Source organism: Microbacterium sp. A8/3-1 (genome assembly GCF_040267695.1).
Classification (GTDB): Bacteria; Actinomycetota; Actinomycetes; order Actinomycetales; family Microbacteriaceae; genus Microbacterium; species Microbacterium luteolum.
The window spans coordinates 1,008,808-1,031,529 of sequence record NZ_CP158357.1 but is presented as its reverse complement, the minus strand read 5'-3'; the positions used below and the strand labels follow the sequence as shown (position 1 = coordinate 1,031,529).

Genomic DNA, 22,722 nt, shown 5'->3' with positions numbered 1-22,722 from the left:
CTACTAGAGCGTAGAGATTACTCGATAGAGCGTCGCCTGCGAGATGCCGGTCATGCTCGCGATCTCGGCGCGGCTGTGCTCGCCTGAGGCGAGGAGCTTCTTGATCGTCGTCAGCTTCTTGGCATCCACTTTGGACGGGCGTCCGCCCACGCGACCCTGGGCCTTCGCTGCGTCGAGACCGGCGCGCGTGCGCTCGATCATCGTCGCGCGCTCCAGCTCCGCGAAGGCCGCGAGGATCGTCAACATGGCCTTCCCCATCGGTCCGGCGCTGAGGTCGATCTGCTCGGTGAGGCTCTTGAACGTCACGCCGCGGTCGATCAGATCCTCGATGACCTCCAGCACGTTCTTCGTGTTGCGCCCCAGGCGGTCGAGCTTCCACACGACGAAGGTGTCCCCACGGTCGAGGCGGTCGAGTGCCTTGTCGAGTTCGGGACGCGATGCCAGCGTGCCGCTCACACCGTGGTCGGTATAGAGCCGATCCACCTTCGCCTCGGCCATCGCCGCATCCTGCAAGGCGGTGTCCTGATCCTTGGTGCTGACTCGCGTGTATCCGATGATTGCCATGGGCCTAGTCTCTCAATACTCGACTCTCAAAGCAAGAGGTTTTGCGAGATACTTTTGAGAGAGCAAAACGAACCTGATCGGGGTTCTGAGAGCACTCTCACCCAGCCTTCGTTTCTGACAGTCGATCTCGATCAGTGTTTGATCCGTGACGACGGCGGTCTCGCGCCTTGGGCTCAGTCCGGCGAACTACACCGCCGAAATAGCCCCACAGTCGGTAGATGTGCGCCGTCCTCGCAAAGTCGGCGCACTGTTGCTGAACCGGACACCGGGCGCAGATAGTCCTCAGCACAGCATCATGCTCGCTGGTCTCTGCGGTGAAGCGCTCGTCGCCCTCGCAAGAGGGCGGGTCGGTGGCCAGCGCGTCCTGCAACGCGCGCCAGGCGGTCTCCACCTTCGTGGTCATCGCGAGAAGAGGGTCAGCGCATGGCTGCGCTGCTCCGTGTTCAACGGAGCCTCGCGCACCTCTCCGCCTCGCTCCACCAAGCGATAGACGCGGCCCTCTCGGCTCCGCACGAGAGTGAAGGTCGGCTGCACGACGACTTCGGCATCGTATGGGATATCCCAGGTGAGCGAGCCTCCCACGGACACCACGCGCCCAACACCCGAGATGGTCGGTCGCACGTCGGCGCTCATCGTGCCGCCTCCGGAAAGTGCCGACTGATAAGACCGCGTACGACATCATCCGGGACACCCTGGAGCTGGCGCACATCCCCGTCCTGGGACACGAACAGGATGAAGAGTTCGCCAGCGGGGCTGAGGAGACAGAGGCAGTCGCGCCGCTGACGGGTGAAGAAGGCGATACCCCATCCCAGGGGCACGCGAACAGGCTGATCGGTGAGCCAGACTGTCGTCGCGGGGGTCACCGGATCGACTCCAGGCGGATCGACCCACGAAAGGTCGGTGGCGGCGTCCACGGTTGCCTGTACGCGCTGAGCCGCCCGAGAACGCCCAAGAGCGCTGGTCGCCTGGCCACGGCCTTCCTGCGGGAGCTGTGCAGGCTGCTGCGGAGCTGCTGGCGGCGTCGGTCGGGGGTTGAGTCCGCTCGACCGGAATGGGTGAATGACTCTTGCGTGTCGGCTCTTCACGGTGTCCTCCAATTGGTGGTGGGAGAGGGTCCGGCCCTCCGCGGGCTGGTTCCAGTGGCCCCGTACCTGGGACGCGGAGGGCCGGAGTTTGAGGGTGGCCCCGTCGCTGAAAACGACAACAACGACGGGGCCGGGGTGGTCCCGGTCGAGGACCGACTCTCGACCGGGACCGTGCCGCACGGCTCACGACTCGTGCGGCGGACCCGTGCTGGCGAGAGACCAAGGAAGAGGCTGACGCCCGCACGGGGGTCTGAGGGTTACGGCGGTGCGAGGTGGTCACCCCGGGCGAGGCGAGCGAAGCTCTGGAGGTCGAGGACGACATACGAGTTCTCGATCTCCTTGTCGCCCCTCCACTGGACGAATCCGGCCACGGGAGTCCTGTTGATCGCTGCGGCTCGCTGGGCGCTCTCCAGGTCCTCTGATAGCCGGTACGGCGACAGTCTCGACGTCACGTCGAGGTGCACGCCCGGGATGCTGAGATCTGGAGCGATGGCGACGTCATCGATGAGGCTGTCCGACAGTCTCGCGGGCGTCCGCTTCGCGGTCGAGGAGATGCCCTCGCCGTCCAAGTACAGGGCGACAAGATCCACGACAGCTCGGTGGATCGATCTGCTCTTGTTCCCGTACGGCGCGCCGCTCATCGCTCAGCCCCGGCCTCTCGCGCCTCCACGTGCTGCGAGAACCGGACTCCGCCCGTGTTCAGCGCGTGCTGCTGCGCTTCCGCGAGAGCGATGCTCGGATCGGTGTACTTCGAGTACGTCGCCGTCGTGACAGCGGGGCCGAATCGAGCGTCCACGGCGGCAAGGGCTGCTGCTCGGGCCTCCGCGGTTGGCAGGCCCCATGCCTCTGCCTTTGCAGCCTCGCGCTGCTGCGTCCAGTCGGCATCGCCTCGCTGGTTCCAGGTTGCGATGCCCTCGGGCGCAGGTCCAAGGCGGAAGCGAACCGCGCCCCATTTCTGGATTTGAGCCTCGTCGCTGGCCAGGTAGATGAGCCAGGAGTCGCCGTAGCGGTCTCGGCTGGCGTCGATGAGCTGCTGCGTCACCGTGTACGTCTCACCCGCTGTTGACACGTGCGACGAGGCGAGAAACCCTCCGCCCGTCGAGAACGTGCACCCTGTCATGACGGCGTGGAACTGATCGCCTGGCTTCAGCGGCAGCGGCGCGCTCTCCGCCTCGGGCTGCTGCTCTGCCTGGCGTGCGGCAAGGGACGCGCGCGCCTCGCGAAGACGACGGACTCCAACCGGCTCGGTCTCATTTGTGTTCGTCACGCTCTAACCTCTCGGTCGATTTCAGAATCGGGGTATTGGTCGCGGATGTCGTCCGCGATGGCCGGTCGATACATCGAGTCCAACTCGGCGGCGATGACCTCCGCCGTGGCAGGGTCTCGTCGTGCAACGCGGATCACTGCTGCGGCCAGATCCTTTGCCGCTACGCGGAACTGGATCTCGTCCTCGGAGGTCTCGCCCAAGGCGGAGAGCATCGACAGGGCGCGCACCTCGGCGTCACCGGCTCGGAGCACAACCGTGGGGTTGCCGCTCTCCAGCGCATCGAGTGCCGTCTCCCTGGCCCGCTGTGCGGCGTCCACGATCCTCGCGGCGATGGTCGCACTGTCCAGCCCGTGCTGGCGCTCCACGGCGTTCTGGAGCTGCGCAGGGAGGTGACCGGCTGCGATATGACCACGGATGCTGTCGCGCCCTGGAGCCCACGTCTGCCGGGCTATGCGGGAAATGGAGGTGCCCGCGGCGAGAGCAGTCTCCAGCTTGGTGCGCTGATCGGAGGGGAGAGCACACACACCGCAGGGTCGGCCCACTCGGCGGGCCTGCACTGCTGCGACGGTATTTTTCTCCATACAGAGGATATCGCCCGCTAGTCATCAAAGTGATTTCGATGACTGAGCCCGATGGGTGACGCCGGGCAGATTGTGCGCGTTCGCACTAACCCCGCTCAGTTCGCGAAATGACCGCCTCAGCCTCTCGGATCACGTTGAGGAGTTGATTCTTGGTGTGCTCGGTGAAGCTGTCCTGGCCCATGCCCTTGACACCTGCCTTCCGGCAAAGCCGGATGGCAGCCTGTCGGAGCCGTTCGTGCTCGCTGAGCTTGCGCCCACGCTCGTGATGCTCGCGCTCGATGCTGTTCCTGCGCTGCATGGTCAGCGCCGTAGCCTTCTCGGCTTCCAGCCGGTCGGCGGCAAGCTCAGCGAACTCGGCGTTCCAGTCGATGTCGGCCATGGCGGATCTCCAGAAGGGCATAGTGCGTGCTCGGTTCGTAAACTCACCGGGACGCGCGCATGCCGGGTTCCTGCGCTTATCCCGTAGACAGTGAGTTCGAGGCCACGACGAGTAGCCCGCCTCCAGAGCGGAGACGTGGCGAGTTGTGACCCTGACCGATCCTCGCGAGCGACGGCGACGGCCAGCTCGCCTGGGGTGTCTAGTGCTGGCTTTCAGACGGTGCCGAAGATCACTGCTCCGGCTCGTCGGGGCAACCGTACGACGACATAGAGCCAATAGCAAGCGCTGCGGGAAATTTGGATACTCCCTACACGACCTCGCCCAGGATGGTTTGTATAATCCGTCAATAAATGCGCGTTACGCGCTATCGTCGTAATTCCAGAATCGAGAAAGCGCCCTCTCCGAGATCCAGGGACGAGCCGGAGGCAGGAGAGGGCGCTGGGATCAGCGTACACGAATTGTGAGATATACGCGCTAACCGAATGACATTAATGCGTAATACGCGCTAACGGCCATTAATGCGCCATACGCGCCATCAGGGCATCAAGCCGCTGGACTTCATCCATGCCGTCAGATAGGCGTAGCCGAATGCGACGGCCCCGGTGAGGATTGCGCCGCCCGCTACCGTGCTCACCCAGATCACCCACTTGGGGGTGCGGCGTCGCTCGTCTTCGACCGCACCCGAGACGATGGTGAAGCCGGGCCGTCTCGCGACCGACACATCGCGCGGTCCGCCGATGGCCTCCAGGAGATCGGTGCCGACCGCTGCGAGCCCCTTCGCGCGACTTGCACTCGTGGCCCGGGAGGTGACCATTACCCGTCGCTGGTTAGTCCACACGTAGACAGCGACGACATCCCCGTGCTTCGACGTGAGGGAGGTGAACGAGTAGGTGAAGGGCAGGCCGTCCGCCTCCAGGACCGCGACGGCTCCGTCCAGCGTCTCGCGGCCAGGAGTGACGCTGCCGTCCGACGCTTTGACCCACGACATACGAGATTCGAGATCTCCCAGTTCGCGTGCCATCCGGTCGATGACCTGGCGATACGCCGCCCATGCCGCATCGGGAGATGACAGGTGCCGATCACCCCTCGCCTCGTAGGTCTCGCTCACAGTCCTCATGCTGGCAGAGGTTCGCGCTCACCCGCGGTCTATTCGTGCTGAGTACGCACTATCCGACCCAGCGCGCGCACGGGATGCGCTGCGTATCGCCAGCGCTCGCCGCATCAGAGTCAGGATTCAGTCAGGATGCCTCTGGGAACGTCCGTGATCGTGCGTGGCGGTTCGATTTCAGAATTAGCCCTTTGAGCTGGGTTTTCCCCGGGTATCCACACGCGCACGATCATGGGCAATCACGCTCAATTCCACTCCTGGACGAACAGTGGGTTCTCGGTTCAAGTCCGAGGGGGTGCACGGATCAGCCTCGAAGACTCTCGCCAGTCTTCGGGGCTTTTCTGCTTTCCCGGCTGCGGCGTAGGGTTCGGCTATGGAGACCACCCCCGAACGCATCTCCGACCTGCGGCCGGACGAGGTCTTCGTGTTCGGATCGAACGCAGGAGGACAGCACGGCGGTGGCGCGGCGCGCATCGCCCACGAGCGGTTCGGAGCGGTGTGGGGCGAGGGACACGGCCACCACGGTCAGACCTACGCGATCGACACGATGAGCGGGCTGGACGTGCTCGCGCGGGAAGCGCGCGACTTCATCGCCTATGCGCTGGCGCACCCGGAACTCCGATTCCTGCTGACACCGGTCGGCTGCGGCATCGCCGGCTACACGCCGGAGCAGGTCGCGCCCCTCTTCGTCGGAGTTCCGCCGAACGTGAAGGTCCCCGCAGCGTTCGCGCCGCTTCTCTGACGCGACATGCGATACCGTGATCCTCATCTCGGAGGGGGAGTGCGATGCGCGGAGTCATTCGTTCTGCAGTGATCATGGTCGGTTCGATCGCCGTGGCAGCGGGACTCGTGTCCTGCGCCGGCGCGGCCGAGAAGGTCATCGACTACACGGCGGACTCTGTCACTCTCGCCCCGGGTGAGGCGCTGGTCATCGACTTCGGCGAGGTGAACTCCTCTGTCGGCGAGGACTGGGAGATCACGCAGGAGCCCGATGCCGCGGTGCTGGGCCCCGGAGAGGAGCGCTCTGTCTATCGCGGGGAGGAGGGCATGACCGGTGCGCCGAGCGAAGTGACGTACCGGTTCCCGCCGGTGGGCGAGGGCACGACCGTGATCGAGTTCGAGTACCGCTTCCGCGGCGAGATCCCGGAGGACCCGGAAGATCAGAAGTCGGCGAAGATCGAAGTCACGGTGAAGTGATGACCGCGATCACCTTCGTCCTCCTGCTGGTTCTGTCCCCGTTTATCGCCATCGTCTTGTTCGCCGTGTTCGCGGCTGTCTTCGGTGCAGTATTCCTTTCCGGTGGTCTGACTACCGTCGGGATCGGCGGTCTGGTCTCACGCGTTCGTTCCCGAGCGGGCATCGAACGAACGGAGTCGCGGGTATCCGGTGATGAAGCGTTGTCTGTGTTGACCGGGGTCACACGACTGCGATGACCTGACCGTCGGTGATCCGACGGAGTTCGTCGAAGGTCAGCGGCATCACGGTGTGGGGGTGGCCCGCGGCCGCCCAGATCAGGTCGAACTGCTGCAGAGCCTCGTCGACGAAAGTGCGCAGAGGCGCGGGATGGCCCACCGGCGCCACGCCGCCGATCGCCTGCCCTGTCGCCGAGCGGACGACGGATGCCGGTGCCATCACGACCTCCGCCGCGCCGACACTCCCGGCGAGCACGTCGAGATCGGCGCGGTGGCCTCCGCTGGTCATCACGAGCACCGGCTCCCCGTCGGCGAGGAACACGAGACTGTTGGCGATGGCGGCGACGTCGCATCCGATCGCGGATGCGGCTTCCGCGGCCGTGCGTGCCGAGTCGGGGAGCACGCGGATCTCTGCGTCCACGCCGGCGTCGGTCAGGTGACGGTGCACGATGCGGCTGCGTTCGGGAAGGGAGGAGGCGTCGCTCATCGCCCCACCGTACCGAAGCCCGACGACGCGCTCAGGCCGCGTCGCCGATCAGGATCGCCTCGGCGTCTTCCGCCGCGGCATCCGACGGCTCGTCATCGATGTGCGCGAGCACGCGGCGACCGAGGAACACCGTGAGGGCGGCGAGCAGCACGGACACGGCGGCGAAGACGTACGGCACCGTCGCGTTGAACGCGTGCCACAGCAGGGCGGCGATGGGCGGTGCCATCGCTCCGCCCAGGAACCGGACCGCGGAGTACGCCGACGATGCCACGGAACGCGGCAGGTCGGTGGCCTCCATCACTGCCTCAGTGAGGACGGTGTTCATCACTCCCAGGAGCAGACCGCCGATGACGATGCAGGCGACCAGGGCTGCGGCGCTCCCGACGACGAGCCCCGCGGCCACGAGGTCGAGTGCGAGCAGCGGCAGGACGATGAGGATGATGCGGGTCCGCGGCATGCGGCGCATCAGGACGGGGGCGACCCAGACGCTGGTGACAGCGAGCGCGACACCCCAGCCGAAGAACGTGAACCCGATGCCGAGGGCTCCGAAGCCCAGGGGGAACGGGGAGAAGGCCAGGAGCACGAAGAACCCGATGTTGTAGAACAGGGCCGCGACCGCGAGGATCGCGAGCGCGGGACGACGCAGCGCGGTGAACGGTGCCGAGAACGGCACCGGCTGACGCTTCTCGCCGGGACCCCGGAGAAGCACCAGCACGGCGAGGAACGCGATGGCCATGAGCACGACCACGCCGAAGAACGGCCCGCGCCAGCTCTGCTCGCCGAGGATGCCGCCGAGGAGCGGACCGATCGCGATGCCGAGACCGAGGGCCGCCTCATAGAGGATGATCGCCGCACTGCTGCCGCCGGAGGCCGCACCCACGATCGTGGCGAGGGCCGTGGAGATGAAGAGCGCGTTCCCGAGGCCCCAGCCCGCGCGGAAGCCGATCACGGCGTCGACGCTGCCGCTCAGGGCGCACAGCAGCGCGAAGGCGACGATCAGGGCCAGCCCGATCAGCAGGGTGGCCTTGGCGCCGATCCGGCTGGAGATCCAGCTCGTCACGAGCATCGCGAGACCCGTCACCAGGAGGTAGCTCGTGAACAGCAGTTCGGTCTCGACCGGTGAGGCCTCGAGGGACTCGGCGATCGCCGGGAGGATCGGATCGACCAGCCCGATGCCCATGAAGGCGACGACGCAGGCGAAGGCGACCGCCCAGACCTGCGCGGGCTGCTTCCACACCGAGGTGGTGGCGGGGGTGTTCAACGTGCTTCTCCTGTCGAGTCGGGGGCGGTGTGCGCGGCGAGGATCTCGGCGGCGCGGGTGAGGGCGGACCAGTCGTCATCGCTCAGTGCGGCGAAGCGCGGAGCGAGTGTCTCGCGGAACTCCGTGCGCCACGCGGCGAGGGTCTCGGAGCCCTGCGCGGTGATGTCGACGACGATGGCCCGGGAGTCGTCGGGGTCGGGGGAGCGGAGCACGAGTCCGTCGCGCTCCAGCCCGCCCAGCAGGCGGGTCATGCCGGGCTGAGTGGTCCGTGCGGAGGTCGCCAGGGCGCCCACGCGCTGCGCGCCGGCCTGCTCGAGGATGCTGAGCACCCGCCACTGAGCGGCCGGTGCGTCGTTGCCGGCATCCTGCGCGGCGATGCGGCCGAGCGCGTAGCCGGACAGCACGAGTGAAGGGATCACTTCCGAACGATTCATACCATCGAGTATATACCCGTTGGTATGAATAGGTCCCTCAGCGTCGAGCGCTCGCGATGCGCGCCGAGAGCTGGTGCGCGTGGGAGAGCAGCGTGCGGCCGAGTTCGGCGATCCGATCGTGTCCGAAGCGGAACTCCACGCCGGTCAGGCTCAGCGCCCATTCCGGGCGGCCGGCGCGATCGAACACGGCGGCGCCCATGCCCCAGCTGCCCTCCACGATCAGTCCGGGGTTCACGGCGTAGCCGCGTTCCTTCGTCTCGGCGAGCCGGGTGCGCAGCGGGGCGTCGCCGTGGGCGCGGCCCCAGCTGCTCTCGAGCTCCGGGTGGCGCTCGAGATAGGCATCCACATCGTGGTCAGGCAGGAAGGCGAGGATGGCGAGGCCGGCGCTGGCGACACCCAGGGGGAAACGCACGCCCTCACTCAGCACGAATGATCGGATGGGGAACGAACCCTCTTCGCGCAGGAGGCAGACGGTCTCGTCGGCGCGTCGCACGGAGAAGAAGGCACTCTCCTCGGTCTTGACCGCGAGAGAGCGCACGATGTCCCGGGCCAGTCCGGTGACGTCGTACCTCGCTGCCGCCACCGAGCCCATGAGGAAGAGCTCAGGCCCCGGCATCCATCGTGTGCTCTCGCCGTCGCGGTCGACGAGGCCCTCGGCCTTCAGAGCGCTGAGCAGTCGATGCGTCGTCGAACGCGAGAGATCGGCCGCGCGAGCGAGGTCGTGCAATGCCGCACCGTCGGCGCCGGACGCCGTGACGAGACGCAGAAGTCGGGCGGCGCGGGCGATGGCCTGAGCGCCGGGAACGCTGCGGGACGGGGATTCCATAATGTGGACGCTACGCGCACGATCGCCCACATCGCAAGAAGTTCGTTCCGCTCGCCGTGAAGAAAGGCGGATGCTGGAGGGACGCACGTATTTCAAAGGAGCAGGCGTGATCGACAAGCAGTGGGAATCGGCGGCTTCGGCCGTCGCCGACATCACGGACGGTTCATCTCTCGCGGTCGGAGGGTTCGGTCTCTCCGGCAACCCGATCGCCCTGATCGAAGCGCTGCTCGCGCAGGGGACGAAGGACCTCAGCGTCGTGAGCAACAACTGCGGCGTGGACGACTGGGGCCTCGGCGTGCTCCTCGCCGCGCAGCGCATCCGCAAGATGACCTCGTCGTACGTCGGCGAGAACAAGGAGTTCGAGCGGCAGTTCCTCTCCGGCGAGCTCGAACTCGAGCTCACGCCGCAGGGAACGCTCGCCGAGAAGCTCCGCGCCGGCGGTTCCGGCATCGCCGCGTTCTTCACCCAGACGGGGGTCGGCACGCAGGTCGCCGAGGGGGGACTGCCCCGACGCTACAACCCGGACGGATCGATCGCCGTGGCCTCGCCGGTGAAGGACGTCCGGACGTTCGACGTCGACGGTGTGCCGAAGGAGTTCGTTCTCGAAGAGGCGATCACGACCGACTTCGCACTCGTGCACGCCGCTGCAGGCGACCGGCACGGCAACCTCGTCTTCAACAAGGCGGCGCGCAACTTCAACCCGCTCGCCGCCATGGCCGGCCGCATCTGCATCGCGCAGGTCGAGCGCCTCGTGGAACCGGGAGAGCTCGACCCCGACAGCATCCACCTGCCCGGCGTCTTCGTCCACCGGATCATCGAGGTCGGCACCGACATCCCCAAGCGCATCGAGCGACGCACGGTGTCTGAGCCCGTCGCCACGGAAGGAGCCTGACATGGCACTCACCCGAGACCAGATGGCCGCACGTGCCGCCGCCGAGCTCGAGGACGGCGCCTACGTCAACCTCGGCATCGGCCTGCCCACCCTCGTGCCGAATCACGTCCCGGCCGACGTCACGGTCGTGCTGCAGTCGGAGAACGGCATCCTCGGCGTAGGTCCGTATCCGCGCGAGGAGGCGGTGGATCCGGATCTCATCAACGCCGGCAAGGAGACCGTCACGGTCCTCCCGGGATCCGCGTTCTTCGATTCGGCGGCGAGCTTCGGCATGATCCGCGGTGGCAAGATCGACGCCGCGATCCTCGGCGCCATGCAGGTCTCGGCATCCGGCGACCTCGCCAACTGGATGATCCCGGGCAATATGGTGAAGGGACCGGGAGGCGCCATGGACCTCGTGCACGGTGCCGGTCGGGTCATCGTGCTGATGGAGCACGTCGCTCGGGACGGATCCGCGAAGATCGTGAACGACTGCTCCCTCCCGCTCACCGGACGTGGGGTCGTCGATCGCATCATCACCGATCTGGCGGTCATCGACGTCACCGACGAGGGCCTCGTGCTCGTCGAACTCGCGCCAGGAGTCACGGTCGACGAGGTCGTCGCGGCCACCGAACCACCCCTCGTCCTCTCGGACGCCCTCACCGACGGAAGGACCACGGAAAATGGTTGAGAAGAGCACTGCCGCGAACGACATCGTCATCGTCGCCGCCGCCCGCACACCGCAGGGACGCCTCAAGGGACAGCTGGCCGCCTTCTCGGCGCCTGAGCTCGGCGCCCTCGCCATCCGAGGCGCGCTGGAGCAGGGCGCCGTCGACCCGGGCGACATCGACGCGGTCATCGTCGGCCAGGTGCTCGCGGCGGGTTCGGGCCAGAACGCCGCCCGCCAGGCCGCGATCGGCGCCGGGATCGGCTGGGATGTGCCGGCGCACTCCGTGAACAAGGTCTGCCTCTCCGGCCTGACCGCGATCATCGACGCGGCCCGGATGATCCGCACCGGAGACGCCGAGGTCGTCGTGGCGGCGGGGATGGAGTCGATGACGCGCGCGCCACACCTGCTGATGGGATCCCGCGACGGCTGGACCTACGGGAGCGTCGAGGTGCTCGACCACATGGCGTACGACGGGCTGACCGATGCGTACGACCGGGAGAGCATGGGCGCATCGACGGAGCGGCACAACGCACGGTACGAGCTCACGCGCGAGGCGCAGGATGCTGTCGCGGCCCTGTCGCATCAGCGTGCGGCGGCGGCGCAGGAGACCGGTGCTTTCGACGCCGAGCTGGTGACCGTCTCGGTGCCGCAGCGTCGAGGTGAGCCGGTTCTGGTCACGAAGGACGAAGGCGTGCGCCCGGAGACCACGGTGGAGACGCTCGGGGGGCTGCGCGCGGCCTTCGCCGAAGGCGGCTCCATCACCGCCGGGAACTCGTCGCAGATCTCCGACGGCGCATCCGCGGTCATCGTGACATCTCGCGGGGTCGCCGAGGCCAAGGGCTGGCCGGTCCTCGTGACCGTCGGCGCGAGCGGTCAGACGGCGGGACCGGACAACTCCCTCCAGGCCCAGCCGGCGCGTGCGATCGAGAAGGCCTGTGCGAAGCAGGGCATCACGCCCGCCGACCTCGACCTGGTCGAGATCAACGAGGCCTTCGGCGCTGTGGTCGCCCGCTCGCAGGTGGAACTCGGGCTGGACAGCGAGATCGTGAACATCCACGGCGGCGGGATCGCGATCGGACACCCGATCGGTGCGTCAGGCAACAGGCTCGTGGTGCACGTCGCCCATGAGCTCGCGCGGCGCGGCGGTGGCACGGCAGCCGTTGGGCTGTGCGGCGGCGGCGGTCAGGGCGAAGCACTCATCCTCACCCGCTGACAGGAGCCCGCCGAGGGCCGTCTCAGTCGCGACGGTCCTTGGCGTGGCCCTGGGCATCGGCGAGCGCCTTCTGCGAGCGGAACTGCAGGCGCTGCGCCTTCTTCGACTTCTTGACGGACTGCGGCGAATCGGCGTCGACGAGCACGCCGCGACGTTCGCGATTCATGTCCACGACCGCACCGACGGCGAGGGCCATGGTGATGCCCCAGCTCAGCCACGACAGGGCGGCACGCCAGGTGATGGGCTCTTGGCGGGTGCCGCGCAGCAGCGAGATTCCCGCGGAGATCGCGGCGACGAGTCCGGTGCTGAAGAGGTAGCGCATGCCCCTACGCTACCCGCCTGCGCCCCACGCCGTCCCGAGCCTTGACAACCCCTCCCTGATGCTGGCAGGAGGGTAGGTGGTGAAGGACAGACGGAGCGTGCGCTCGTCGGGAGGCCCGGAGAAGAACGACACGCCGGGAACATAGGCGACGTCCTGCGCGAGCGCGGCGCCGAGCGACGCCGCGGCATCCATTCCCTCCGGCAGCCGCACCCACACGAACATGCCGCCGTCCGGACGGTTCCAGGTGCTACCCGCGGGGAGCACGCTCGGCAGCACGTCGAGCATGGTGTCGCGCCGCTCCGCGTAGGCCGAGCGGATGCGGTCGAGCGCCGGCTCTCCGCGTCCGGAGACGAGATAGTGCGCGGCAGCCGCCTGGTCGATCGTGGACGTGTGCAGGTCCGCCGCCTGCTTCGCGATCGTGACCGTGGGGCGCACGTCCGGCGTCGTGCGGATCCAGCCGATGCGCAGTCCCGGGGCGATCACCTTGGAGAAGCTGCCGAGACTCAGGACGTGATCGGGCGCGAACGCGGCCAGGGACGGGAGCGGGTCACCCGAGTAGCGCAGCTGGCGGTACGGCTCGTCCTCGATGATGCGGAATCCACGCCGCTGTGCGATCTCGGCGATGCGTCGTCGCGACCCCAGATCGTGCGTGCGGCCCGTGGGGTTCTGGAACGTCGGGACCGTGTAGAAGAACTTCGGCGCGTGCTCCGCTGCCATCCGGTCCAGCGCGTCGAGGTCGAGACCGTCGTCGTCATAGGGGATCCCGACCACGCGGGCGCCGGCCAGCGCGAACGTCTGCAGTGCGGCGAGGTAGCACGGCTCCTCGACGAGGATCGTGTCGCCGGGATCGATCAGCGCTGTCGCCAGCAGCCCGAGACCCTGCTGCGACCCGGTCGTGATGATCAGCTCGGATGCCGCGGTCTCCAGGCCGTCCGCGGTGTAGCGCCGGGCGACCTCCTCGCGGAGCGCGGGACTGCCCTCGGACGTCGAGTACTGCAGGACACCGGGAGACCCGAGCACCGCATCGAAGGAGGCACGGATGCCGTCGAGATCGAACAGCTCCGGAGCGGGGAGCCCACCGGCGAACGAGATGACCTCGGGTCGCTCGGTCAACGCGAGCAGGTCGCGGACGGGCGAGGTCTTCGCCGATCCCGCGCGCTGCGAGCGGTCGGGGAGCGCCCGGGTGGGAGTGGAGGTCTGCGGGGCAGAGGACAACGGTTCCTCCTGAAACGAGAGGCACGGGTGTGGGAGTGACGACCACACTAGCGCCGCGGCGCAGGGCGCGAGCTCCCTGCCCCCGCCCAGTCCGACCCGATACCATGGGGGTGTCGCGGCTCGTCCGCGGCCGCACAGACCGTGTAACTACCGGCCGCGGGCATTCCCGCGGACAGCGGCGGCACCCGACATCGCGTCATCGACGCGCGAGAGCCATGACACACGCATCACCGCACACCCAGACGATTCGTTCCGACGGACCCAGCCTCTTCCGCCTGGCCGGCCTCCCATACTTCCTCATCGCCTTCATCGCGCGACTGCCGTTCGCGATGATGGTCGTCGGCGTCCTGACGGTCGTCGTCTCGGCGCGAGGTTCGCTCTCGCTCGGCGGACTCACCTCGGCCGCCGTCGGCCTCGGGACCGCCTGCTTCGGTCCGCTCCTGGGCGCGGCGGCCGACCGGTGGGGCCAGCGCGGCGTGCTCCTCGCCCTCGCGCTGGCGAACGGCGCGATGCTCGTGGTCTTCACCGTGGTGGTCTACGGCGCAGCGGCAGACGGCTTCGTACTGCTGGCTGCGGCAGGCATCGGCGCGACCGCACCGCAGGTCGCGCCGCTGTCGCGCTCGCGGCTCGTGACGATCATCCGTGAGCGGATGCCCGATGCTCGGCAGTCGCGCACCCTCTCCGGAACGATGGCCTACGAGTCGGCGGCGGATGAGACCGTCTTCGTGTTCGGACCCTTCCTCGTCGGCGTCCTCGCCTCGGCACTCGCGCCGTGGGCGCCCCTGGTGGGAGCCGCGGCACTGACCGTCCTCTTCGTCGGCGCGTTCGCGCTGCATCCGAGCGGCCGACATGTCTCGCAGGAGCGCGGTGCCGACGGCAAGGCGCCGTCCGCCGTCTCCGAGCTGTTCCGCCCGCAGCTGCTCATCGTGGTGCTCGGGATCCTCGGAGTGGGGATCTTCTTCGGCGCGATGCTCACCGCTCTCACCTCGTTCATGGCCGACCGGGGTGCTCCCGAGCAGGCCGGACTCCTCTACGGCGTGATGGGCGTCGGCTCGGCGATCCTCGCGCTGGGGGTGGCCTGGCTTCCGCCGGCCTTCACCCTGCGCGCACGGTGGCTGGTGTTCTCCGGCATCCTGCTCGTCGGGAGCCTGCTGCTCCTCTTCGTGGACTCTCCCGTGTCGATGATGGTCGCGCTCGGCATCATGGGCATCGGCATCGGACCGACGCTCGTCACCCAGTACAGCTTCGGCGCCGCCCGCAGCCCGCTCGGGCGCTCCGCGACGGTCATGACGATGCTCGGCTCGGGTGTCGTCGTCGGACAGGCGCTGGGGGCTGCGACCACCGGAGAGATCGCCGAGAGCATCGGCACGGCTCCGGCCCTGCTGATCCCGGTGATCGCGGCCGGCGTCGTGTTCGCCGCGGGACTCGTCAACTGGTTCCTCAGCCGCACGACACCGCGCGCTGCGCGCGTCGCCGCCTGACGGCCTGGCGAAACGCGCGCGGCAACCTCGGTAGCCTGGGGAGAACCAAACCCCTGGCGTGAGGAGTCATCATGGCCGCCGCAGATTTCGTCGTGGTCGCCAATCGGCTGCCTGTCGACCGTGTTCCGGGTCCCGACGGCGAAGAGGTGTGGCGCACGTCGCCCGGTGGACTGGTCGCCGCCCTCGAGCCCGTGATGCAGGGTGTGAACGGCGCCTGGGTCGGATGGGCCGGACAGCCTGATCTCGAGCTCAAGCCCTTCACCTCCGGGGGTCTGCGACTGATCCCGATCCCGTTGAGCGAGCAGGAGATCGCGGAGTACTACGAAGGCTTCTCGAACGACACCATCTGGCCCCTGTATCACGACGTCATCGCGCCTCCCCAGTACCACCGCGAGTGGTGGGACGCGTACGTGTCGGTCAACCGCCGGTTCGCGGATGCCGCCGCGGCGGCTGTGGCGCAGGGCGGCACCGTCTGGGTGCACGACTACCAGCTGCAGCTCGTGCCGCAGATGGTGCGCGCACTGCGCCCCGACGTGACGATCGGCTACTTCCACCACATCCCGTTCCCGACGCACGGCCTGTACGCCCAGCTGCCGTGGCGCGGACAGGTGCTGCGCGGTCTCCTCGGAGCCGATGTGATCGGCTTCCAGCGTGCGACCGACGCCACCAACTTCCTCAACGCCATCCGGCGTCGGTTGAAGTACGACATCAAGGCCTCGACCGTCACGGTGCCGTCGGGCAACGGCGAGATCGATGACAGGGGAGAGTCCCACCGAGCGCTGGTGAAGGCCTTCCCGATCTCGATCGACACCGTGCCGTACCTGGAACTCGCCGCGCGACCCGACATCCAGGCACGTGCCGTCGAGATCCGGGAGAGCCTCGGCAACCCCAAGCGCATCCTCCTCGGAGTGGACCGTCTCGACTACACCAAGGGCATCGGGCACCGGGTCAAGGCCTACGGAGAGCTGCTGGCATCCGGGGCCCTCTCGGTCGAGGACGTGACACTCGTGCAGGTGGCGAGCCCCAGTCGCGAGCGCGTCGACGCGTACGCGAACCTCCGCGACGAGATCGAACTCGCCGTCAGCCGCATCAACGGCGACACCGACACCATGGGCCACACGGCCATCCGCTATCTGCACCAGGGATTCCCCCGTGAGGAGATGGTCGCCCTGTACCTCGCGGCCGACGCGATGCTCGTGACGGCGCTGCGCGACGGCATGAACCTCGTGGCCAAGGAGTACGTCGCCACCCGGATCGACAATCGGGGCGTGCTCGTGCTGAGCGAGTTCGCCGGCGCCGCCGACGAGCTCGGCAGTGCGATCCAGGTGAACCCGCACGACATCGAAGGCCTCAAGGAGGCGATCATGCGTGCTGTCGAGATGCCGCCGAGAGAGCAGGGGAAGCGGATGCGGTCGATGCGCCGCCGGGTGCTCGAACACGACGTGAACGCCTGGTCCGACTCCTTCCTGTCGGCCCTCAGCGCGGCGCGCGATGCACGCTGACACCACGACCACGACCACGACCACGACCACGACCACGACTGGAGAACACGTGACCCGCGCCTGGACCCCCGGAGCCCCCGACGCCGACCTGTCGGCCCTCGCCGCGACGCCCCGCCTGGTCGTCGCCCTCGACTTCGACGGCACCGCGTCCCCCCTCGTGCCCGACCCCATGGCGGCACGGGCGCTCCCGGACGTCGCGACGCAGGTGGCCAGACTCGCCGCGCTGCCCGACACCGTGGTCGCCTACGTCTCCGGACGCAGCATGCACGACCTCCGGGTGATCACCGAGCACGACGACGACTCGGTCATCGCGCTCGCCGGATCGCACGGCGCCCAGTACTGGTTCCCGGGCGAGGGTGAAGCCGCCGCGACGGGGGAGGCGACCGAGGACGGTGCGCGCGAAGAGCTGTGGGCCGCGGCCCGCCCCATCATCGAGCGCTACGAGGGAGCCGAGTTCGAGCCCAAGACCTTCGGGATGGGCGTGCACACCCGACGCGCCGACCGCGACACCGAGGAGCGCGTGTTCGCGGAGATCGATGCGCTCGTCGCCGAGCGGTTCCCGCACTGGCGCCGTCGTGCGGGGCACCGCGTGCTGGAGTTCTCTTCGCGCACCGAGGGGAAGGATGCCGCCGTCGCGGCCCTGCGAGAGCGCTTCGACGCCACCGGCATCCTGTTCGCCGGCGACGACGTGACCGATGAGGACGCCATGCGGGTTCTGCAGCCGGGCGATCTCGGCGTGCGCGTGGGGCCGGGGGAGAGCGCCGCGATCCTGCGTGTGGAGAACCCACAACAGATCGGCGAGCTTCTGGAGGCACTCGCGGACGAGCGCTCCTCGCTCCGGGAATAGACTTCGGTCATGTCCACGCACGATCCTTCTCCCAGCGCGTCCATCGACATCAAGCCCCGCAGCCGCGTCGTCACCGACGGCATCGAGGCGACGACCTCCCGCGGCATGCTCCGCGCGGTCGGCATGGGCGACGCGGACTGGGAGAAGCCGCAGATCGGCATCGCCTCCAGCTGGAACGAGATCACGCCCTGCAACCTGAGCCTCGACCGGCTCGCGCAGGGCGCGAAGGAGGGCGTGCACTCCGGCGGGGGCTATCCGCTGCAGTTCGGCACGATCTCCGTCTCGGACGGCATCTCGATGGGCCACGAGGGCATGCACTTCTCGCTCGTGTCGCGCGAGGTCATCGCCGACTCGGTGGAGACCGTCATGATGGCCGAGCGCCTCGACGGCTCCGTCCTTCTCGCCGGCTGCGACAAGTCGATCCCCGGCATGCTCATGGCCAGCGCCCGCCTCGATCTGTCCAGCGTCTTCCTTTACGCGGGGTCGATCGCTCCCGGCTGGGTGAAGCTGTCGGACGGCACCGAGAAGGACGTCACGATCATCGACTCGTTCGAGGCGGTCGGCGCGTGCCGCGCCGGCCTCATGAGCGAAGAGGACCTGAAGCGCATCGAGTGCGCGATCGCGCCGGGTGAAGGCGCCTGCGGCGGCATGTACACGGCCAACACGATGGCATCCGTCGCCGAGGCGCTCGGGCTCAGCCTCCCCGGCTCCGCTGCACCGCCCGCGGCAGACCGTCGTCGCGACTACTACGCGCACCGCTCCGGAGAGGCCGTGGTCAACCTGCTCCGCCAGGGCATCACCACCCGCGACATCCTGACGAAGGAGGCGTTCGAGAACGCGATCGCGCTCGCGATGGCTCTCGGCGGCTCGACCAACGTCGTCCTGCATCTCCTCGCGATCGCCCGCGAGGCGGAGGTCGACCTGAACCTCCACGACTTCAACCGCATCGGCGACAAGGTTCCGCACGTCGCCGACATGAAGCCCTTCGGCAAGTACGTCATGAACGACGTCGACCGCCACGGCGGCATCCCGGTGATCATGAAGGCCATGCTCGACGAGGGGCTGCTGCACGGCGACGCGCTCACGGTCACCGGCAAGACGCTCGCCGAGAACCTGGCCGAGCTCGACCCGCAGCCGATCGACGGCACCGTCATCCACACCTTCGACAACCCGATCCATGCCACGGGCGGCCTCACGATCCTGCACGGCTCGCTGGCGCCGGAGGGCGCGGTCGTCAAGACCGCCGGGTTCGACGCCGCCGTCTTCGAAGGGCCGGCGCGGGTGTTCGAGCGCGAGCGCGCCGCGATGGATGCCGTCGCCGAGGGCGAGATCGAACCGGGCACCGTCATCGTGATCCGCTACGAAGGTCCCAAGGGCGGACCGGGCATGCGCGAGATGCTGGCCATCACCGCGGCCATCAAGGGCGCTGGGCTCGGAAAAGATGTACTACTCTTGACTGACGGACGATTCTCAGGCGGCACAACCGGCCTGTGCATCGGCCACATAGCACCCGAAGCGGTGGACGCAGGTCCTATCGCCTTCGTGCGCGATGGTGATCTGATACGGGTCGATATCGCAGCTCGCTCTCTCGACCTACTCGTCGACGACGCTGAGCTCGCCTCCCGCCGCTCTGGCTGGGAGCCGCTTCCCCCGCGTTACACCCGTGGTGTTCTTGCCAAGTACTCACGACTCGTGCGTTCCGCTGCAGAAGGCGCGACGACCGGGTGATCCACGTCGGCCCCTCGCTGACGAAACCTCAGATCATCAAGGAAAGACATGACTGCTGACTCCGCCCCGGCCGTTCCACGGCCACCGTCCCAGAAGGCCGCTTCTCCCGAGCTCACGGGCGCTGAGGCCGTCGTCCGCTCTCTCGGGCTTCTCGGGGTGACCGACGTCTTCGGCATCCCCGGCGGCACGATCATGCCCGTCTACGACCCTCTGCTCGACGACGACACCGTCCGGCACATCCTCGTGCGCCACGAACAGGGCGCGGGTCACGCCGCTGAGGGCTATGCCTCGGCGAGCGGACGCACCGGTGTCGCTATCGCGACCTCGGGCCCCGGAGCGACCAACCTCGTGACCGCGATCGCGGACGCCTACATGGACTCCGTGCCGATCGTCGCGATCACCGGACAGGTGTTCAGCCACCTGATGGGCACGGACGCGTTCCAGGAGGCCGACATCGTCGGCATCACCATGCCGATCACGAAGCACTCGTTCCTCGTGAAGGAGCCTTCCGAGATCCCCGGCGCCCTCGCTGCCGCCTTCGAGATCGCCTCCACGGGACGTCCCGGGCCGGTGCTCGTCGACATCACGAAGGACGCGCAGCAGAAGTCCGCGCCGTTCTTCTGGCCGCCCAAGGTCGATCTGCCGGGCTACCGTCCGGTGACCAAGGCCCACGGCAAGCAGATCCAGGCCGCTGCCGCCCTGCTCGCCGAAGCCAAGAAGCCGGTGCTGTACGTCGGCGGCGGTGTGGTGCGCGGTCGCGCGGCAGCCGAGCTGCTGGCACTCGCCGAGTCGACCAACGCGCCGGTGGTGACGACGCTGATGGCACGAGGGGTGTTCCCCGACTCCCACCAGCAGCATCTCGGCATGCCGGGTATGCACGGTACGGTTCCGGCCGTGCTCGCGCTCCAGGAGTCCGATCTCATCGTCGCCCTCGGCGCACGATTCGATGACCGTGTCACCGGGAAGGCCGCGGACTTCGCACCTCATGCGAAGGTCGTGCACGTCGACATCGATCCGGCGGAGATCTCCAAGATCCGCAACGCCGACGTGCCGATCGTGGGCGACGTGCGCGACGTGCTGATCGACCTGGATGCCGCGTTCCGCGGTGTCGTCGGTAGCACGCAGCCCGACATCTCGGAGTGGTGGTCGTACCTCGACGGCCTGCGGGGGAGTTCCCCCTCGGCTACACGCCCCCGGACGACGGTCTGCTCGCTCCGCAGTACGTGATCCAGCGCATCGGCGAGCTCACCGGACCGGAGGGCGTCTACGTCGCCGGCGTCGGTCAGCACCAGATGTGGGCGGCGCAGTTCATCAAGTACGAGCGCCCGAACGCGTGGCTGAACTCGGGCGGAGCCGGCACGATGGGCTACTCCGTTCCCGCCGCGATGGGGGCGAAGGTCGCGGAGCCTGACCGCCACGTGTGGGCGATCGACGGCGACGGCTGCTTCCAGATGACCAACCAGGAACTCGCCACCTGCACGATCAACAACATCCCGATCAAGGTCGCGATCATCAACAACTCCTCGCTGGGCATGGTGCGCCAGTGGCAGACGCTGTTCTACGACGGCCGTCACTCCAACACCGACCTCAACACGGGGCACGGCACCGTGCGCATCCCTGACTTCGTCAAGCTCGGCGAGGCCTACGGATGCCTGGCGATCCGGGTGGAGAAGGCGGAAGACGTCGATGCCGCCATCAAGCTCGCCCTCGAGACCAACGACCGACCGGTCGTGATCGACTTCGTGGTGAGCGCTGACGCCATGGTGTGGCCGATGGTTCCGCAGGGAGTCAGCAACAGCTATGTCCAGTACGCGCGCGACCACGCGCCCACGTTCGACGAGGAGGACTGATCCATGTCGACCCATGTGCTGAGCCTGCTGGTGGAGGACCGCCCCGGTCTTCTCACCCGTGTCGCCGGGCTGTTCGCCCGTCGCAGCTTCAACATCGAGTCCCTCGCCGTCGGTGTGACCGAGGTTCCGGGCATCTCCCGGATCACGGTCGTCGTCGACGTCGAGGAGCAGCTTCCCCTCGAGCAGGTGACGAAGCAGCTGAACAAGCTGATCAACGTCATCAAGATCGTCGAGCTCGATGCCTCCTCGTCGGTGCAGCGCGAGCACATGCTCGTCAAGGTGCGCACCGACAACACCACCCGCTCGAACGTGATCGAGGTCGTGAACCTGTTCCGTGCATCGGTCGTCGACTACGCGCCGGATGCGCTCGTGGTCGAGGTCACGGGTGACAAGGGCAAGGTCGAGGCGCTGCTCAAGGCGTTCGAGCCCTTCGGTATCAAGGAGATCGCCCAGTCGGGTCTCCTCGCGATCGGCCGCGGTGGCAAGAGCATCACCGAGCGCGTCCTGCGCGGCTGACGAACTTCACACACTTACAAGAACCACGAACAAGGAGAAACACACCGTGAGCACCGAGATCTTCTACGACGCCGACGCCGACCTGTCCCTGATCCAGGGCAAGAAGGTCGCGATCGTCGGTTACGGATCGCAGGGTCACGCCCACGCGCAGAACCTGCGCGACTCGGGTGTCGAGGTCGCCATCGCGCTCAAGGAGGGCTCCAAGTCCGCCGCGAAGGCCGAGGAGGCCGGCTTCCCGGTCAAGACCGTCGCCGAGGCGACCGAGTGGGCCGACCTCATCATGATCCTCGCGCCGGACCAGCACCAGCGCACCATCTACAGCGAGTCCATCGCGCCGAACCTGACCGCGGGCAAGACCCTCGCGTTCGCGCACGGCTTCAACATCCGCTTCGGCTACATCGACGCTCCCGAGGGCGTCGACGTGATCCTCGTCGCCCCGAAGGCGCCGGGGCACACGGTCCGTCGCGAGTTCGTCGCCGGCCGCGGCATCCCGGACATCATCGCCGTGGAGCGCGACGCGTCGGGTCACGCCTGGGACACGGCGCTCTCGTACGCGAAGGCCATCGGCGGCACCCGCGCCGGCGTCATCAAGACGACCTTCACCGAGGAGACCGAGACCGATCTCTTCGGCGAGCAGGCCGTGCTCTGCGGTGGCGTCAGCCACCTCGTCCAGGCCGGCTTCGAGACCCTCACCGAGGCGGGCTACCAGCCGCAGATCGCCTACTTCGAGGTGCTGCACGAGCTGAAGCTCATCGTCGACCTCATGTGGGAGGGCGGCATCGCCAAGCAGCGCTGGTCGATCTCCGACACGGCCGAGTTCGGCGACTACGTCTCCGGCCCGCGCGTCATCGACGCCCGCGTCAAGGAGAGCATGCAGGGTGTCCTCGCCGACATCCAGTCCGGTGCTTTCGCGAAGCGCTTCATCGACGACCAGGACAACGGCGCCGAGGAGTTCCTGGCGCTGCGCGCCAAGGAGGAGCAGCACCCGATCGAGGTGACCGGCAAGGAGCTGCGGTCGCTCTTCGCGTGGAAGCAGACCGACGAGGACTACGTCGACGGCAGCGCTGCGCGCTGATCTGATCTGATCCAAGAGAGAACGGGCA

Annotated in this window: 27 protein-coding genes and 1 pseudogene; 13 read left to right on the top strand and 15 right to left on the bottom strand. The window is 67.9% G+C overall.

The window, feature by feature from the left end; all coding sequences use genetic code 11:
* Nucleotides 1–3 precede the first annotated feature (3 nt).
* The 9 genes from ABS642_RS05200 to ABS642_RS05160 all read right to left on the bottom strand — a co-directional run bounded on the left by ABS642_RS05200 (nucleotide 4) and on the right by ABS642_RS05160 (nucleotide 4,984).
* The gene (locus ABS642_RS05200; protein ID WP_350352503.1) at nucleotides 4–564 is read right to left on the bottom strand and encodes a recombinase family protein; all 561 of its coding nucleotides are present in this window, start codon (nucleotides 562–564) and stop codon (nucleotides 4–6) included.
* A gap of 97 nt (nucleotides 565–661) precedes the next feature.
* Nucleotides 662–967, bottom strand: a complete 306-nt coding sequence (locus ABS642_RS05195; protein WP_350352502.1) for a WhiB family transcriptional regulator — start codon at nucleotides 965–967, stop codon at nucleotides 662–664.
* The gene (locus tag ABS642_RS05190) at nucleotides 964–1,197 is read right to left on the bottom strand and encodes a hypothetical protein (protein ID WP_350352501.1); all 234 of its coding nucleotides are present in this window, start codon (nucleotides 1,195–1,197) and stop codon (nucleotides 964–966) included. Before ABS642_RS05190 ends, ABS642_RS05195 begins: the two co-directional genes overlap by 4 nt.
* The gene (locus ABS642_RS05185; protein WP_350352500.1) at nucleotides 1,194–1,478 is read right to left on the bottom strand and encodes a hypothetical protein; all 285 of its coding nucleotides are present in this window, start codon (nucleotides 1,476–1,478) and stop codon (nucleotides 1,194–1,196) included. Before ABS642_RS05185 ends, ABS642_RS05190 begins: the two co-directional genes overlap by 4 nt.
* 428 nt (nucleotides 1,479–1,906) lie before the next feature.
* Nucleotides 1,907–2,239, bottom strand: a complete 333-nt coding sequence (locus tag ABS642_RS05180; RefSeq protein WP_350352499.1) for a hypothetical protein — start codon at nucleotides 2,237–2,239, stop codon at nucleotides 1,907–1,909.
* 47 nt (nucleotides 2,240–2,286) lie between these two features.
* Nucleotides 2,287–2,916 carry a hypothetical protein gene (locus tag ABS642_RS05175; protein WP_350352498.1) on the bottom strand — a complete coding sequence of 210 codons (630 nt, stop codon included), beginning with the start codon at nucleotides 2,914–2,916 and terminating at the stop codon, nucleotides 2,287–2,289.
* Entirely contained in the window at nucleotides 2,913–3,233 is a 321-nt protein-coding gene (locus ABS642_RS05170; RefSeq protein WP_350352497.1) for a hypothetical protein, read from the bottom strand. The genes ABS642_RS05175 and ABS642_RS05170 overlap by 4 nt, the downstream gene beginning before the upstream one ends.
* A gap of 349 nt (nucleotides 3,234–3,582) precedes the next feature.
* On the bottom strand, nucleotides 3,583–3,876 hold the full coding sequence (locus tag ABS642_RS05165) for a hypothetical protein (RefSeq protein ID WP_350352496.1): 294 nt from the start codon (nucleotides 3,874–3,876) through the stop codon (nucleotides 3,583–3,585).
* Between the two features lie 535 nt (nucleotides 3,877–4,411).
* Nucleotides 4,412–4,984, bottom strand: coding sequence for a hypothetical protein (locus tag ABS642_RS05160; RefSeq protein WP_350352495.1), 573 nt, complete (start codon nucleotides 4,982–4,984; stop codon nucleotides 4,412–4,414).
* Between the two features lie 373 nt (nucleotides 4,985–5,357).
* Here ABS642_RS05160 and ABS642_RS05155 point away from each other — a divergent pair, with 373 nt between their 5' ends.
* Genes ABS642_RS05155 through ABS642_RS05145 form a run of 3 tightly spaced genes read left to right on the top strand, consistent with a single transcriptional unit; the run spans nucleotide 5,358 to nucleotide 6,417 of the window.
* Entirely contained in the window at nucleotides 5,358–5,726 is a 369-nt protein-coding gene (locus tag ABS642_RS05155; RefSeq protein ID WP_350352494.1) for a hypothetical protein, read from the top strand.
* A 44-nt stretch (nucleotides 5,727–5,770) separates the two neighbouring features.
* Nucleotides 5,771–6,181, top strand: coding sequence for a protease inhibitor I42 family protein (locus ABS642_RS05150; protein WP_350352493.1), 411 nt, complete (start codon nucleotides 5,771–5,773; stop codon nucleotides 6,179–6,181).
* Nucleotides 6,181–6,417 carry a hypothetical protein gene (locus ABS642_RS05145; RefSeq protein ID WP_350352492.1) on the top strand — a complete coding sequence of 79 codons (237 nt, stop codon included), beginning with the start codon at nucleotides 6,181–6,183 and terminating at the stop codon, nucleotides 6,415–6,417. The genes ABS642_RS05150 and ABS642_RS05145 overlap by 1 nt, the downstream gene beginning before the upstream one ends.
* Here ABS642_RS05145 and ABS642_RS05140 read toward each other — a convergent pair.
* From ABS642_RS05140 to ABS642_RS05125, 4 genes are read right to left on the bottom strand one after another with little or no spacing between them, the layout of a single operon-like run.
* A complete protein-coding gene (locus tag ABS642_RS05140) occupies nucleotides 6,401–6,883 on the bottom strand; it encodes a YbaK/EbsC family protein (RefSeq protein WP_350352491.1) in 483 nt (160 codons plus the stop codon). The genes ABS642_RS05145 and ABS642_RS05140 overlap by 17 nt on opposite strands.
* 31 nt (nucleotides 6,884–6,914) lie before the next feature.
* A complete protein-coding gene (locus tag ABS642_RS05135; RefSeq protein ID WP_350352490.1) occupies nucleotides 6,915–8,144 on the bottom strand; it encodes an MFS transporter in 1,230 nt (409 codons plus the stop codon).
* Entirely contained in the window at nucleotides 8,141–8,578 is a 438-nt protein-coding gene (locus ABS642_RS05130; protein ID WP_350352489.1) for a MarR family transcriptional regulator, read from the bottom strand. The genes ABS642_RS05135 and ABS642_RS05130 overlap by 4 nt, the downstream gene beginning before the upstream one ends.
* Before the next feature lie 37 nt (nucleotides 8,579–8,615).
* Entirely contained in the window at nucleotides 8,616–9,404 is a 789-nt protein-coding gene (locus ABS642_RS05125) for an IclR family transcriptional regulator (RefSeq protein WP_350352488.1), read from the bottom strand.
* Between the two features lie 106 nt (nucleotides 9,405–9,510).
* On the opposite strand from ABS642_RS05125, the gene ABS642_RS05120 reads away from it, so the two are divergent.
* Genes ABS642_RS05120 through ABS642_RS05110 form a run of 3 tightly spaced genes read left to right on the top strand, consistent with a single transcriptional unit; the run spans nucleotide 9,511 to nucleotide 12,158 of the window.
* Nucleotides 9,511–10,296: a CoA transferase subunit A gene (locus ABS642_RS05120; protein ID WP_350352487.1), complete on the top strand. Its 786-nt coding sequence runs from the start codon at nucleotides 9,511–9,513 to the stop codon at nucleotides 10,294–10,296.
* 1 nt (nucleotide 10,297) lies between these two features.
* The gene (locus tag ABS642_RS05115) at nucleotides 10,298–10,966 is read left to right on the top strand and encodes a 3-oxoacid CoA-transferase subunit B (protein WP_350352486.1); all 669 of its coding nucleotides are present in this window, start codon (nucleotides 10,298–10,300) and stop codon (nucleotides 10,964–10,966) included.
* Nucleotides 10,959–12,158 carry an acetyl-CoA C-acetyltransferase gene (locus tag ABS642_RS05110; protein ID WP_350352485.1) on the top strand — a complete coding sequence of 400 codons (1,200 nt, stop codon included), beginning with the start codon at nucleotides 10,959–10,961 and terminating at the stop codon, nucleotides 12,156–12,158. The genes ABS642_RS05115 and ABS642_RS05110 overlap by 8 nt, the downstream gene beginning before the upstream one ends.
* Before the next feature lie 22 nt (nucleotides 12,159–12,180).
* Here ABS642_RS05110 and ABS642_RS05105 read toward each other — a convergent pair whose 3' ends face one another.
* Nucleotides 12,181–12,480, bottom strand: a complete 300-nt coding sequence (locus ABS642_RS05105) for a hypothetical protein (protein WP_282217349.1) — start codon at nucleotides 12,478–12,480, stop codon at nucleotides 12,181–12,183.
* A 9-nt stretch (nucleotides 12,481–12,489) separates the two neighbouring features.
* Entirely contained in the window at nucleotides 12,490–13,695 is a 1,206-nt protein-coding gene (locus ABS642_RS05100; RefSeq protein WP_350352484.1) for a PLP-dependent aminotransferase family protein, read from the bottom strand.
* A gap of 215 nt (nucleotides 13,696–13,910) precedes the next feature.
* Between ABS642_RS05100 and ABS642_RS05095 the strand changes: the two genes are divergently transcribed.
* The 7 genes and pseudogenes from ABS642_RS05095 (at nucleotide 13,911) to ilvC (ending at nucleotide 22,694) form a co-directional block, all read left to right on the top strand.
* A complete protein-coding gene (locus ABS642_RS05095; protein WP_350352483.1) occupies nucleotides 13,911–15,176 on the top strand; it encodes an MFS transporter in 1,266 nt (421 codons plus the stop codon).
* 71 nt (nucleotides 15,177–15,247) lie between these two features.
* The gene (locus ABS642_RS05090) at nucleotides 15,248–16,678 is read left to right on the top strand and encodes a trehalose-6-phosphate synthase (protein ID WP_350352482.1); all 1,431 of its coding nucleotides are present in this window, start codon (nucleotides 15,248–15,250) and stop codon (nucleotides 16,676–16,678) included.
* A gap of 49 nt (nucleotides 16,679–16,727) precedes the next feature.
* Nucleotides 16,728–17,525, top strand: a complete 798-nt coding sequence (gene otsB, locus ABS642_RS05085; RefSeq protein WP_350353405.1) for a trehalose-phosphatase — start codon at nucleotides 16,728–16,730, stop codon at nucleotides 17,523–17,525.
* A gap of 9 nt (nucleotides 17,526–17,534) precedes the next feature.
* Nucleotides 17,535–19,253 (top strand): dihydroxy-acid dehydratase, encoded by a 1,719-nt coding sequence (ilvD, locus tag ABS642_RS05080; protein ID WP_282217345.1) that lies wholly within the window; start codon nucleotides 17,535–17,537, stop codon nucleotides 19,251–19,253.
* A 48-nt stretch (nucleotides 19,254–19,301) separates the two neighbouring features.
* Nucleotides 19,302–21,103: pseudogene (locus tag ABS642_RS05075) on the top strand (acetolactate synthase large subunit).
* A 3-nt stretch (nucleotides 21,104–21,106) separates the two neighbouring features.
* Complete coding sequence (gene ilvN, locus ABS642_RS05070; protein ID WP_282217343.1) at nucleotides 21,107–21,619, top strand: acetolactate synthase small subunit; 513 nt, start codon at nucleotides 21,107–21,109, stop codon at nucleotides 21,617–21,619.
* Nucleotides 21,620–21,665: 46 nt separating this feature from the next.
* Nucleotides 21,666–22,694 (top strand): NADP-dependent ketol-acid reductoisomerase, encoded by a 1,029-nt coding sequence (gene ilvC / locus ABS642_RS05065; protein ID WP_350352481.1) that lies wholly within the window; start codon nucleotides 21,666–21,668, stop codon nucleotides 22,692–22,694.
* Nucleotides 22,695–22,722 lie beyond the last annotated feature (28 nt).